At 69.7% G+C, this 12,684-nt stretch carries 11 protein-coding genes and 1 pseudogene; 11 read left to right on the top strand and 1 reads right to left on the bottom strand.

Going from position 1 to position 12,684, the window contains the following annotated elements:
* The 7 genes and pseudogenes from BM199_RS30495 to BM199_RS30465 all read left to right on the top strand — a co-directional run.
* A pseudogene (locus BM199_RS30495) lies at nt 1-316 on the top strand (IS110 family transposase); the annotation flags it as partial.
* 565 nt (nt 317-881) lie between these two features.
* Nucleotides 882-3,944: a sensor histidine kinase gene (locus BM199_RS30490; RefSeq protein ID WP_245788925.1), complete on the top strand. Its 3,063-nt coding sequence runs from the start codon at nt 882-884 to the stop codon at nt 3,942-3,944.
* Between the two features lie 58 nt (nt 3,945-4,002).
* A complete protein-coding gene (locus tag BM199_RS30485; protein ID WP_091679029.1) occupies nt 4,003-4,464 on the top strand; it encodes a roadblock/LC7 domain-containing protein in 462 nt (153 codons plus the stop codon).
* A gap of 33 nt (nt 4,465-4,497) precedes the next feature.
* On the top strand, nt 4,498-5,283 hold the full coding sequence (locus BM199_RS30480; RefSeq protein ID WP_091679026.1) for a DUF742 domain-containing protein: 786 nt from the start codon (nt 4,498-4,500) through the stop codon (nt 5,281-5,283).
* A complete protein-coding gene (locus BM199_RS30475) occupies nt 5,264-5,869 on the top strand; it encodes a GTP-binding protein (RefSeq protein WP_091679025.1) in 606 nt (201 codons plus the stop codon). Before BM199_RS30480 ends, BM199_RS30475 begins: the two co-directional genes overlap by 20 nt.
* A gap of 356 nt (nt 5,870-6,225) precedes the next feature.
* Nucleotides 6,226-6,645 carry a roadblock/LC7 domain-containing protein gene (locus BM199_RS30470; RefSeq protein ID WP_091679022.1) on the top strand — a complete coding sequence of 140 codons (420 nt, stop codon included), beginning with the start codon at nt 6,226-6,228 and terminating at the stop codon, nt 6,643-6,645.
* Nucleotides 6,646-6,651: 6 nt separating this feature from the next.
* Nucleotides 6,652-7,011, top strand: a complete 360-nt coding sequence (locus tag BM199_RS30465; RefSeq protein WP_091679020.1) for a DUF742 domain-containing protein — start codon at nt 6,652-6,654, stop codon at nt 7,009-7,011.
* Nucleotides 7,012-7,090: 79 nt separating this feature from the next.
* Here the strand turns inward: BM199_RS30465 and BM199_RS30460 are convergent, their stop codons facing one another.
* On the bottom strand, nt 7,091-9,334 hold the full coding sequence (locus tag BM199_RS30460) for a helicase-associated domain-containing protein (protein WP_091679017.1): 2,244 nt from the start codon (nt 9,332-9,334) through the stop codon (nt 7,091-7,093).
* A gap of 86 nt (nt 9,335-9,420) precedes the next feature.
* Here BM199_RS30460 and BM199_RS30455 point away from each other — a divergent pair, with 86 nt between their 5' ends.
* The 4 genes from BM199_RS30455 (at nt 9,421) to BM199_RS30440 (ending at nt 12,662) form a co-directional block, all read left to right on the top strand.
* Complete coding sequence (locus BM199_RS30455; protein ID WP_091679014.1) at nt 9,421-9,606, top strand: hypothetical protein; 186 nt, start codon at nt 9,421-9,423, stop codon at nt 9,604-9,606.
* Between the two features lie 142 nt (nt 9,607-9,748).
* Nucleotides 9,749-11,149, top strand: a complete 1,401-nt coding sequence (locus BM199_RS30450; protein WP_091679012.1) for an NAD-dependent malic enzyme — start codon at nt 9,749-9,751, stop codon at nt 11,147-11,149.
* Nucleotides 11,150-11,223: 74 nt separating this feature from the next.
* Nucleotides 11,224-11,715 (top strand): cyclic pyranopterin monophosphate synthase MoaC, encoded by a 492-nt coding sequence (moaC, locus tag BM199_RS30445; RefSeq protein WP_091679009.1) that lies wholly within the window; start codon nt 11,224-11,226, stop codon nt 11,713-11,715.
* Nucleotides 11,712-12,662 (top strand): molybdenum cofactor biosynthesis protein MoaE, encoded by a 951-nt coding sequence (locus BM199_RS30440; RefSeq protein WP_091679006.1) that lies wholly within the window; start codon nt 11,712-11,714, stop codon nt 12,660-12,662. Before moaC ends, BM199_RS30440 begins: the two co-directional genes overlap by 4 nt.
* Nucleotides 12,663-12,684 lie beyond the last annotated feature (22 nt).

The following is a 12,684-nucleotide window of genomic DNA, read 5'->3' as shown; positions in this document are numbered from 1 at the left end:
CAAGGCCCGCAAGAACTACGCCGGAACGTCCCCGATCACCCGCGCGTCGGGCAGGAAGAAGGTCGCTCTGGCCCGGTTCGTGCATAACGACCGGCTGATCGACGCGCTGATGACCCAGGCGTTCGCCGCGCTGAAAGCCTCGCCCGGAGCACGGGCCTACTACGACCGGCAGCGCGCCCGCGGGGCCGGGCACAACGCCGCCCTGCGTCAGTTGGCGAACCGGCTGGTGGGCATCCTGCACGGCTGCCTCAAAACCGGCACCCTCTACGACGAGACGACCGCCTGGTCGCATCACGCCGAGAACGTTGCGGCTTGACATTTCAGCTCCTGGGATGTCTTTCACCTCGGTCGGGCGGCTCGAACGCCGGCCCGGAGAGCTACTGGCGGTAGTAGTCGCAACACTTTCGCGCTTGCACTTTCGGGTGAGATGCACAGAAGGTTTGTGGCGAAGAATGGTCCAGACGACCTTGATCGTCAAGCGCTGACCGGAAAGCCGGACGGTCAGCAGGTCCCCCTCCTCACGGACAGCCGGTATCTATTTGTGTCTCAACATGTGAGAAATTTGGGATGAGGATGCTGGTTCTTCGCATTCCAGCCGTGCGTGATTTTTCCTCTGTCGTCTACGATTCGGTGGATGTACTCCCCCGCACGGGTGGTCCGTTCGATGGAGGGGAATACCCTCGCACTTCCCTTCGGGGCCGCTAGTCGTTAGCCTCAACGTCCAATCGGGTGACCCATGTGTATTAATCGCGTTCGGTGTCGGCTCGGCCAGCATTCGGTGATTGGTCTCAACCACTGGAGGGGCCGGCCCGCCGACAACTCTCGGGTGTGGGAAGCCGGGTGCCACAGGCTGCTGACCTCGGATCGGAAGGAATAGGTTCGTGCCCGACCTCGCGGGCGGGGAGCGCCGCAACGCGGTGTCCTCGGTGGAACCTGAAGTCGCGGACAGTAAGGAGACTACTACTTCCGATCGGCCGAACGGGTTAGCTTCGCTGTCCAACTGGCCACTTCGGGCCAAGCTGGTCGCCGTCTTCCTGCTGCCGACCCTCGCGGCGATCTTCCTCGCCGGCCTGCGCGTGTACGACGGTTTCGAGGAGACCGGCGTCTACGAGCGCGCGCAGCAGCGAATCGAGATCGCCCAGAAGGTCTCCGCCGTCGTCGACAAGATGCAGATCGAGCGCGAGGCCATGTCGGCCTGGATCGTGTCCGGCAGGCCGGGCGACCGGTCCGGCCTCGACGAGCAGATCTCGAGGTCCGACGTCGAGGCCAACGAACTCCGGTCCGCGCGTGAGGACGTCGAGGACCTGGACGACGAGGCCACGACGGAGCTGTACCAGCAGGCGATCGCACGGCTCGACGGTCTCGGTGACCTGCGGGTGTCCGCCCGCGACGCCGAGTTTCCCGCGTCCGCGGTGGTCATCTCCTACACCGGCGTGGTCGACGCGCTGCTCGGCGTCTCCGACGAGTTCGGTGCCGACGTCACCGACAAGGGCCTGCAGGACCGGCACGAGGCGCTGAGCTCGCTGGCGCATGCCAAGGAGTACTCGGCACAGCAGAACGCCTACCTGCACAACGCCGCGATCCGCGGTGAGTACGAGCCTGCCGAGCTGGAAGGCATCGTCTCCGCGGAGTCGAACCTGGTGTCGGCGATCGACAGCTTCACCGAAGCGGCCACCCCGGACAACCGGCAGTTGTACTCCAACACCGTGTCCGGTGAGGAGGTCGCCCAGCGGTTCCAGCTGCAGGAACTGTCGTTGCAACGGGCCTCGGCCGGGCTGCCGCTCGACATCGATCCCGATGCGGTCGGCCGTACCTCGGTAGTCACCCTCGACCTCGTTCGCGCTGTCGAGCGCGACATGCTCGCCGACGCCGCGAACTACACCGGCGGGCTGCTCTCCTCGGTGCAGCGTGAGGTGATCGTCACCTCCGCTCTGCTGGTCGCGGGCCTCCTGCTGGCCCTCGCGCTGATGTACGTGGTGGCCCGCTCGTTGCTGCGCCCGCTGCGGATCCTGCGGACGAACGCCCTGCAGGTGGCCGAGAAGCACCTGCCGGAGGCGGTGGACCGGATCATGCGCGAGTCCGACCCCACCGCGGCCGCGGAGCGCGCGATCGATCCCGTCCCGGTGCGGACCACGGAGGAGATCGGCCAGGTCGCGCGGGCGTTCGACGTCGTGCACGGGCAGGCCGTACGCCTCGCGGCCGAGCAGGCGCTGCTGCGGGAGAACGTCAACGGCATCTTCGTGAACCTGTCCCGGCGCAGCCAGCGGCTGGTCGAGCGGCAGCTCGGCGTGATCGACCGGCTCGAGGCGGACGAGCAGGACCCGGACCAGCTGGCCAGCCTGTTCGAACTCGACCACCTCGCCACCCGGCTGCGGCGCAACGGCGAGAGCCTGCTCGTGCTGTCCGGCGCCGGTCTCGCCAAGTCGGTGCCCCGTCCGGTGCCCGCCGCGGACGTCATCGGTGCGGCGGTGTCCGAGATCGAGCAGTACGCCAGGGTTGAGGTCGGCGTCGTCCCGGACGTCACGGTGCAGGGCCTGACGATTCACGACCTCGTGCACGTGCTTGCCGAACTGCTGGACAACGCGACCTACTTCTCCGAGCCGGAGACGAAGGTCAGCGTGCGGGCGGTGGTGACGAGGCGCAAGGCGCTGGCCATCCAGATCACCGACCGCGGTGTCGGGATGAACGAGCAGCAGATCGCCGAGGCGAACCGCAGACTCGCCGACCCGCCGGATCTGGACGTCTCGGTGACCCGCAGGATGGGCCTGTACGTGGTGGCGAGGCTGGCCCAGCGGCACGGCATCGAGGTCCGGCTCAGGGAGAACGAGGACATCGACGGCGGCGTGATCGCCCGCGTCGTGGTGCCTGCCGAGCTGCTCGCCGCGCAGCCGAACACCGAGCAGCTGCGTCATGTCCAGGCGGCGGAGGAAGCCCGCCCGCAGGAGGAGCAGGCCCACCGGGTGCTTCCGGCCGCCGAAACCAGCGGCCGGTCTCCTTCCTGGCCGACACCAGAGCCCGAGCCCGCTCCGGCAGCTCCGGCAGGGCAGAGCGGCGGCCTGGTCGCGTTGGAGCAGCCGATCAGCCTGGACGACCTGGTCGGCGGATCCGCCAGCGCCGCAGGCCCGTTCCTCAGTTCCGGGCCGGAGCCGCAGTCGCGCGCGGCGTCCGCGCCGCGGACGGAGCCCGGTTTCGAACCCGAGCAAACCAGGTGGCCGGTCACGGAACCGCCGGCCGAGGAGACGTCCGCCGAGTCCGGAGCCGCGGAGTCCGGAGCCGCGGAGACCAGGGCCTCGGAGGCCGACACCTCGTACATGCTCGCGCTGCCGAAGAACGAACCTCGCTACGTTCCGGTTGCGCCGGATCCGCCCGCGCCGGCGAACGCGAGCAACGGCGTGGGCAGCGCACTGGACGACGACGTCCCCACGAGGCGCCTGCCGATCTACCAGTCGGTGCTCTCCAGATGGTTCAGTGAGGGCGGTGAGCAGTCGCCACCGCACGAGGAGGTCAGCCCGCACGTCGAGGCCGAGGAGGTGGCCGTGGAGCAACCGGAACAGGCCAACCGCACCGAAGAGGCCGAGGCGGAGGAAGGCTGGGGAGCGGCGACCGGCAACGGCTGGGAGGCCGCGCAGGCGCTGCTGGAGTCCAAGGACGAGGAGATCACCCCGGCCGGTCTGCCCAAACGCGTACCCAACGCATACCTTGTCCCCGGCTCGGTCGGGCAGAGCGAGGGCAGCGCGTTCACCGATACCACCTCAGGCAAGCCGGGGCAGGGAGCGATCGCCCGGTCCGCGGCGGCCGCCCGGAGCCGTATGGTGAGTTTTCAGCGTGGCTACCAGAGTGGGCGCCACGCGCTGAGGGAGTCGCCGGCCGAGGCGCACGAACGTGACGCTGTCCGCGTCAACGGGGCGAGTGAGCGGTCGGCCGAACACGGGGTGGAGGAGTGATCGTGAACGGGAATCCATCGCGGTATCGGGAAACGGCACACGGTTGGGGAAGGACACAGTGACCAGGGCGGGTTCCGCACAGCCGAACGGATCGAAACCGCAGGGTGGATCCGGTTCGCAGGGTAGTTTCGCTTGGCTCATCACCGATTTCGTGCACCGGGTGCCTGGAGCGGCGCACGCGGTGGTCGTCTCGGCCGACGGCCTGCTGCTCGCTGCCTCCAAGGGACTGCCCAAGGACAGGGCCGACCAGTTGGCCGCGGTCGCCTCGGGGCTGACGAGCCTCGCGCGCGGAGCGGCGCAGGTCTTCGAGGGCGGCACCGTTGCGCAGACCGTGGTCGAGATGGCCAACGGCTTCCTGTTCCTGATGTCGGTGTCGGACGGTTCGTGCCTCGCGGTGCTCGGCTCGCCGGACAGTGACATCGGCTTGGTGGTGTACGAGATGACGCTGCTGGTCGACCGGGTTGGGCAGCAGATGACACCTGAGCTGCGGGCGCAACTACAGGGTGCGGTTCGACGGTGACGCCGTGCGGCGTCGGGCACTGAGGAGAGGAATGTGGACTCAGGGCGTTCGCGGAGCGGGCGATGGCTCGATGACCGGACCGGTCCGTGGCCTGGAGAGGCCGACAACGAGCGGGCCGGTGGCAGGCGTGCACGCCGCAGGGCGGCCCGGGTGGCAGATGTCGAGGCGGAGCGAGCACAGGCGATGGTGAACGAGGACTGGCTACACCATCCGGATCACGGCACTGGACGTGACCCGGCGGAGTTCGACGTGACGGACTTCCGGGATCGCCTGCTCAGCGGGCCGAACTCGGAGCTCTACGGGGTCTCCAGCGGCAGAGACGTCCACGACGAGGAACTCGGTGCGTTCGACGAGCGCGGGCTTCCCGCCGAGTCCCCGGCGGAGCGGTCGTACCCGTCGATGCCCTCCTACCCGTCGATGCCGTCGATGCCGTCGATTCCCGGACTGCCGGTGCAGGCGGCAGGTGAGTACCAGGAGGAGTCCTCCGGACTGGTGCGGCCGTACTTCCGTACTCGCGGCCGGACCAGGCCGAGTTACGACCTCGCCATCGAGGCGCTCGTCCAGACGAGCGAGCGTGGCAGGGTGCTCGACCGGGTCCGCGTTCCGGAACACCGGTCCATCTGCGACCTGTGCCTGGACACGCGCTCGGTCGCCGAGGTCGCCGCGCTGCTGCGGTTGCCCCTCGGTGTGGTGCGGGTCCTGGTTGGTGATGTTGCTGGCCTCGGGTTGGTTCTCGTGCACTCCGCGAACACCGCGGTGGGCGACCGCCCGAGTATCGAGTTCATGGAAAGGGTGCTCAGTGGGCTTCGGAGAATTTGACTCCGACGCGAACACGTCGGCGGCGGGACCGACCTCATCGGCCAAGATCGTGGTGGCAGGCGGGTTCGGGGTCGGCAAGACCACGCTCGTCGGTGCGGTCTCCGAGATCGACCCGCTGACCACGGAGGCCTCGATGACCGAGGCCAGCGTGTCGGTCGATGATGTGTCGGCCACCCCGAACAAGACGACGACCACCGTGGCCATGGACTTCGGCCGGATCTCGCTGGACTCCGACCTCGTCCTGTACGTGTTCGGCACGCCTGGTCAGCACCGGTTCTGGTTCATGTGGGACGACCTCACGCTCGGTGCGATCGGCGCCGTCGTGCTGGTGGACACCCGGCGACTGTCGGATGCCTTCCCATCGATCGACTTCTTCGAGAACCGGAAGCTGCCGTATGTCGTGGCCATCAACTGCTTCGACCGGCTGCTGCACCATCAGATCGAGGATGTGCGGCACGCGCTGACGATCTCCAACTCCGTGCCGATCATGGCGTGCGACGCGCGGGACAGGGAATCGGCGAAGCAGGTGCTCATCTCGGTGGTGCAGCATGCGATCGCCCACGATTCGGCACTCCAGCCGGGCTGAGGCGGAAGTGGCGCAGGTCTCCATCTGGGTGCCGCCGTTGGGGTGAACTCCGCCAGGATCACGCAGTCGTGGTCAAGGCGGAGCTGGTCCGTCTTTCCGGTCATTCCTGTTGGCTGGCCGCCGTGCTGGCGGGGTCCAGTTGCGCGTCGGGTACAGCATTGTTGACCTGCGCAAATGTGGCTGAGCGTCCGGCCCCGGCTGTACTTATCCCAGTATCTGGACACCAGCGAGCGACGCGGACCGCACCGGATCGTGTACCGAGGGTGTCGGCCGCGGCCAGGGGAGCAGCCTCGACAGGCTCGACAGGGCGAATAGTCTTGCGCTTGGGATCCCCAGACCGGGTAGCAGGAGGGACAGTGACGGCTTTCGCCCAGCAATCGGGCAGTTTCGGCTGGCTCATCACCGACTTCGTGCGCCGGGTTCCCGGCGCCGCCCATGCGGTGGTCGTCTCGGCCGACGGGCTGCTGCTGGCCGGATCCGACGGGCTCCCGCAGGACCGCGCCGAGCAACTCTCCGCCGTGGCATCGGGGCTGATCAGCCTGACCCAGGGCGCCGCACGGTGCTTCGAGGCAGGCCAGGTGAACCAGACCGTGGTGGAGATGGATCGGGGTTATCTGTTCCTGATGTCCATCAGCGACGGGTCCTGCCTTTCGGTGCTCGCGGCCCCGACCAGCGACATCGGCACCGTCGCCTACGAGATGACGTTGCTGGTGGAGCGGGTCGGCGAGCAGATGACACCGGAGCTGCGAGCGCAGCTCCAGGGCGGCGTGCGGTAGCCGCTGATGAGAACACCGCGACGGGATCGGTACCGCTCCATGGTGCGGCCGTACACCCGTACCGGGGGGCGTACCCGGCCCGGTCGCGACCTTGCGATGGAGGCGCTGGTCTCAACCAGTGAGAGCGGCCGGTGTGGCGGAGCCCGGTCCGTCGAACAGCGGGGCATCTGTGACCTGTGCGTGGAGACCAGGTCGGTCGCCGAGGTCGCCGCGCACCTTGGCCTGCCCCTCGGCGTGGTGAAGGTACTCGTCGGTGACCTGGCCGACGCCGGGCTGGTGCGGATCCAGGAACCCAGCCTGCTCTTTGGCGACCGCACGTCGCTGGAGTTCATGGAACGCGTCCTCGACCGCCTGCGCGCCCTCTGACCCCACGTCGCACTTTCCCGGGAAAGTGCGGTAGCCAGCGCGTGCAAGTATCGCACTTTCCCGGGAAAGTGCGATGTTGCTAGTCGGGTTCCACCAGGGCGGCTGAGGTGATGCGGTGCAGTGGGTAGCGTTCGTTCTCGGCGCTCTCCAGCAGCCCGCCGCCCACCCGGACCGGGGTGACCACCCGTTGGCTCGCCGTGCCGTGTGAGTCGACGAACCCGATCCACACCTCACGCCGCTCCCTGGTCGCCCGGCTCAGCAGCGCGAGGGTCGCCGAGGTGTCCGCGCCGCCGCCACGCGGCAGGCGCACCACGTCGCCGCGTCGGCTCGACGCGGCACGGTCGCCCGCCCTCAGGTGGGTCAGCACGGCCGACAACTGCTCCGGACTGACCGTGGCCGGCTCCGCCAGCACCGGCCTCGACCGGCCCCGTGTGCGCGGCGGGACCCGCCGTCCGTTGGGCCGCAGATCAAGGACCCGCCCGTCCGGCCCCTCGGCCGCGGGCGCGAACCCCGCCGCCCGCAGCCCGTCCATCACGGCGGCCAGCGGATGGGAGCTGATCAGCACGGTCGGCGCGATCTTGCGCAGGTCCAGTTCCCTCGCGGCCGCATGGCCGAGGACCTCCGCGATGAGCACCTCGTCGTCACAGCGCAGGAAAGAGCCCGCGGCCCCGCCGCGGAGGCGCCCGTGTCTGCGGGCCACGTCGTCGATCAGGTAGGACAGGGCCTGCGGCAACGGGGTGGCCGACCGGGTGCGGAACAGTTCGTGCAGCTCGGCCGCGGTACGGCCGGTGTCCAGCGCGCGCCGCACGGAAACCTCGGTCACCCGGTAGACCGTGGCGTGCCCTGCCGACTCGATGTCGGCAACGGCCGCCAGCTCGGTGGCCAGGTCCTGTTCCAGTGGACCCGGCGCGACCACGGTCAGGTCGGCCTGCACGAGGACGTGATCGACCGGATCGGGCAGCGCGTCGACCATCGAGCCGACGGCCCCGGCCCTGTCTGCGTCCAGCAACGCCCTGGCGGCGCTGCTCAGCGCTCCGAGCGCGATGACGCCCATCGCGGCGGCCTCGGCCATGGTCCACCGGGCGATCTCGTCGCGCAGCCTGCCGCCCTGCCGGGGAGCACGCCAGGCCAGCAGTGCGACGAACTCCTCCGTGCTCTTGACTCCAGCGCCGGGGCCTAGGTCGGCGAGCGCGTCGAGCACCCGGCGGCGGCCGGTCGGCGCGAGTGGCCTGCGCAGGTCCTCGGACAGCGGGGCCATCGCCTTGTCCCGCGAGTCCTTGCGGCCCGCGAGTCCGGGCAGCCGGGGCAGCTCCAGCCAGGCCTGTGCCAGGGTCACCCAGCGCTGTGCAGGTGCTGACGCGAGCCACGAGTCGGTCAGCGTCGTCGGCACCCACTCCGGCGTGCTGTCCTGGCTGTCGGCCACCAGGCCCGCGCCGACGGCGAGTTCGGCCAGCAGCACGGCGCGCGACTCCTCGACCTCGAAGTCCTTCGCCAGCTTGCGGACCTCGCGGACGCCGAGCCCCCCGGCCTTCAGCACGGGCGGCGGCTGGGCCGACCACGCGTGCAGCAGGGACTCGACCTGCCGGAGGAACTCCATCGCCTCACCGGCAGCGGCCTCGTCCACCCCGGTCTGCCGGTGCGGGTTGGTCGGGAGTGCGGGCTCGTCCAGTGAGCCCGGCCGGAACACACCGCCGCGCAGGGCGATGCCGAGTTCCCGCGGCAGTTCGACCGTCCTGTCGTCGCGCCGGATCAGCAGGCCCCTGGCCAGCAGCCGTTGCACCGGCGTCTCGGCGTTTTCCAACGCCACGTCCGCGGCCGCGTCCTTGGTCTGCCCGATCGGCGGGCCGGCCGCGAGGGCCTCGAGGAGCCCCCGCTCGTCGTTGCCGACCTCGGCGAGCGCCGTGCTGAGGTCGGCGCCGGCCAGCGAGGGCAGCGAGCCGCCGAGACCGGCGGGAAAGGGCCCGAAGACCTCCCTGGCTCCCGGGGCGATCCGGACCGCGTCGTCCTCGCCCCAGGCGAGGCCGCGCGAGCGGAGCAGGTCGAGCGCACTGCGCACGTCGGCGCCGAGCAGTTCGGCGAGGTGGGCAGCGGTGACGGGCTCGGTGTCGGCCTCGGCGACCAGCAGGGTTTCCAGGGCCGCGAGGGTGAACGTGTCGAGGCTCTCGCAGGCGCGGGCGATCGACCCGGGAGTCGCGGCCCGGGTTGCGAGCACGGTGGAGTCGGCTGGCGGTGGCGTGGCCAGATCGCGCCGGGAGCGCAGCAGCGTGGCCAGCGCCTCGTCGGAGGCCGAGCGCAGCCAGTCCGCAAGGGAGGTCGCGGGCATCGGTGTCCAGCGTACCTGGGTGCTCACCCCCGAGCCCTGGTCAGGCACACTGTCACCGACAGCAGGAACGTGTTCTGGAGGACGACGTGGCCAAGGCCGACAACGGTAAGCAGGAGCGCATCGACCCCACCTGGCCGAAGGTCCCGGAGGGAGAGCACCCGGTGTCGGAGTTGGCGGCCGACCGGCAGGGCGCTCTTTCGCCGTTCGGTGACGTGACCTTCCCGCTGGAGTCGGTCCCCTACGTGCACCCGGAGACCGAGATCAACCGCTGAGGCGGTCTCTTGTGTGAACGACCCCTCCCGAGCCGTTTCCCGCCCCATTGTTACTGGTCGGTCACCCGGTAGGGCGTAGGTGACGGGCGGCACAGCGTTAGGGTTTCTCCGTCCACACACGCGTCTTTGCGGGGGTATTCCCATGCCGGTTCCCGGTCCCGGTTACTCGATCACTGTCCGGGTGGAAGCGCCCTCCTCGGCCAACGCCGCGGGTGACCTCACCACAGCCGTCGGGCAGGTGGGCGGCGTGCTCACCGCGTTCGACGTGGTGGACTCCCATCCGGACGCGATCGTGGTCGACATCAGTGCGAACGTCCTTTCGGCCGAACACGCCGACGACATCACGGCCGCACTGGACGCCCTGCCCGGCGTGCGAGTGCGCAAGGTCTCCGACCGGACGTTCCTGATCCACCTCGGCGGCAAGATCGAGGTCACCCCCAAGGTCGCGCTGCGCAACCGTGACGATCTCTCCCGTGCCTACACGCCCGGCGTGGCCAGGGTGTGCCGCGCGATCGCCGCGAACCCCGAGGACGCGCGCAGGCTGACCATCAAGCGCAACACGGTCGCCGTCGTCACCGACGGGACCGCGGTGCTGGGCCTCGGCAACATCGGCCCTGCCGCTGCCCTGCCGGTGATGGAGGGCAAGGCCGCGCTGTTCAAGAAGTTCGCCGACGTCGACGCCTGGCCGGTCTGCCTGGACACCCAGGACACCGAGGAGATCATCCGGATCGTCCGGGCCCTGGCTCCGGTGTACGCCGGAATCAACCTGGAGGACATCGCCGCGCCGCGCTGCTTCGAGATCGAGGCCAGACTGCGTGAGCAGCTCGACATCCCCGTCTTCCACGACGATCAGCACGGCACGGCGATCGTCGTGGTCGCCGCGCTGCGCAACGCGCTGCGCGTGGTCGGGAAGCCGATCGAGGAGTGCAAGATCGTGGTGAGCGGTGTCGGTGCGGCCGGCTCCGCCATCATCCGCCTGCTCCTGCGCAAGAACCCGGGCGACATCGTCGCGGCCGACATCGACGGCATCGTGCACGCCGACAGGGCGAACCTCGACGACAACCTCCGCCAGATCGCGGCGGCCACCAACCGCTCCGGGATGTCCGGGAGCCTGCACGACGCGCTCGTCGGCGCGGACGTCTTCATCGGGGTTTCGGCTCCCAACCTGTTCGGGGCCGAGCAGGTCGCCACCATGGCCGACGACGCCGTGGTGTTCGCGCTGGCCAACCCGGACCCGGAGATCGACCCGCTCGAGGCGCAGCGGCATGCCTCCGTCGTGGCCACCGGCCGCAGTGACTACCCCAACCAGATCAACAATGTCCTCGCGTTCCCCGGGGTGTTCCGCGGTCTGCTCGACGCACACGCCCACCACATCGACGACGAGATGCTGCTTGCCGCGGCGAACGCCATCGCGGACGTGGTGGACTCCGACCGGCTCAACGCTTCCTACATCGTGCCGAGCGTCTTCGACACGGCTGTGGCACCTGCCGTCGCCGAGGCGGTCCGCAACGCGGTCCGCGAGCAGCGTGGCGAGGACGAGTAGGCCCTGTTCAACGTGCGCGGTCACAGCTCCTAGGCCCTGACGGCTCCCCGCCGTCCCCCAACTACTGTGGGCCCGTGAGTGAACTCAGCCACCTCGACGACGCGGGCGCCGCTCGTATGGTCGACGTTTCCGCCAAGACGGCCGGTAGCCGTACCGCCGTGGCAACCGGAGTGGTGCACACGACGGCCGAGGTGATCGGCCTGCTCTCCGGGGACGGACTGCCCAAGGGCGACGCCCTCGCCACGGCGAGGATCGCCGGGATCATGGGTGCGAAGCGCACTCCCGAGCTGATCCCGTTGTGCCACCCGATCGCCCTCTCCGGCGTCAACGTGACCTTCGAGGTCGGCGAGCGCGAGATCAGGATCATCGCGACCGCGAAGACCACCGACCGCACCGGTGTGGAGATGGAAGCCCTCACCGCGGTCGCGGTCGCCGGGCTCACCGTGCACGACATGATCAAGGCGGTCGACCCCGCGGCCACGCTGGACGCGGTGCGGCTGGAGACCAAGCAGGGCGGTAAGACAGGCGACTGGCGCCGCCCGGAGGACCGGGAGGGACTGTCGTGAGCCGTACCGCGAGGGTCATCGTCGCGTCGAACCGCGCGGCGGGCGGCGTCTACCCGGACCGGACCGGGCCGGTCATCGCCGAGTGGCTCGCGGAACGTTCCTTCGAGGTGCCCGACCCGCTCGTCGTCGAGGACGGCGAACCCGTGGCCCTGGCGCTGCGGGAATGCCTCGAATCAGGTCCGCAGGTCATCATCACCACCGGGGGCACCGGAATCTCGCCGACCGACCGGACGCCGGAGGCGACGGCGCCGCTACTGGACTACCAGCTGCCCGGGGTCGCCGACGCCATTAGGGCCGCTGGCAGGGACAAGGTGGCGACGGCGGTGCTGTCGCGGGGACTTGCCGGGGTGGCGGGGCGGACCCTTGTGGTGAATCTGCCCGGGTCGAAGGGCGGGGTGAGCGACGGGTTGCGGGTGCTGGCCGAGATCCTGGACCACGCCGTGGACCAGCTCGCAGGGGGCGACCACGTTGCTGCGGGCGCCGATGCGCGGCACGAAGCGGCCGGGCACACCGGCGGTGTGCGGGCCAGGGTCGTGCTTGCCCAGGTGACCGAGTCCCCGCTGTCGGTGGACGAGCATGCGGCGATGGTCGACGACCGCGCTGCGGGCGCCGTGGTGACCTTCGGCGGCGTGGTACGTGACCACGACGGCGGCAGGTCGGTGACCTCGCTGTTCTACGAGGGACATCCGAGTGCGGATGACGTGCTCACCGACGTCGTCGGCGAGGTCGCGGGCAGGCGGCCAGGCGTGCGCGCCGTAGCGGTCAGCCACCGGGTGGGCGCGCTGGAGATCGGCGATGTCGCCCTGGCCTGTGCGGTTGCCGCCGAACACCGTGCGGAGGCCTTCGCGGCCTGCGCCGACCTCGTGGACGAGGTCAAAGCACGGCTACCGGTGTGGAAACACCAGCATTTCGCCGACGGAACCGACGAGTGGGTCAACTCGCCCTAACGCCGAGTTTGCACTTCCGGCG

This window comes from Amycolatopsis marina (assembly GCF_900111885.1).
GTDB classification, from domain to species: domain Bacteria; phylum Actinomycetota; class Actinomycetes; order Mycobacteriales; family Pseudonocardiaceae; genus Amycolatopsis; species Amycolatopsis marina.
Note: the sequence above shows the minus strand (reverse complement) of the source record. Positions and strands in the feature narration are given on the sequence as shown.

Bases quoted from the DNA above. Each gene is read 5' to 3' on its own strand.
- BM199_RS30465 (WP_091679020.1), top strand. From the start codon at position 6,652: ATGAGAACACCGCGACGGGATCGGTACCGCTCCATGGTGCGGCCGTAC.
- BM199_RS30460 (WP_091679017.1), bottom strand. From the start codon at position 9,334: ATGCCCGCGACCTCCCTTGCGGACTGGCTGCGCTCGGCCTCCGACGAG.
- BM199_RS30450 (WP_091679012.1), top strand. From the start codon at position 9,749: ATGCCGGTTCCCGGTCCCGGTTACTCGATCACTGTCCGGGTGGAAGCG.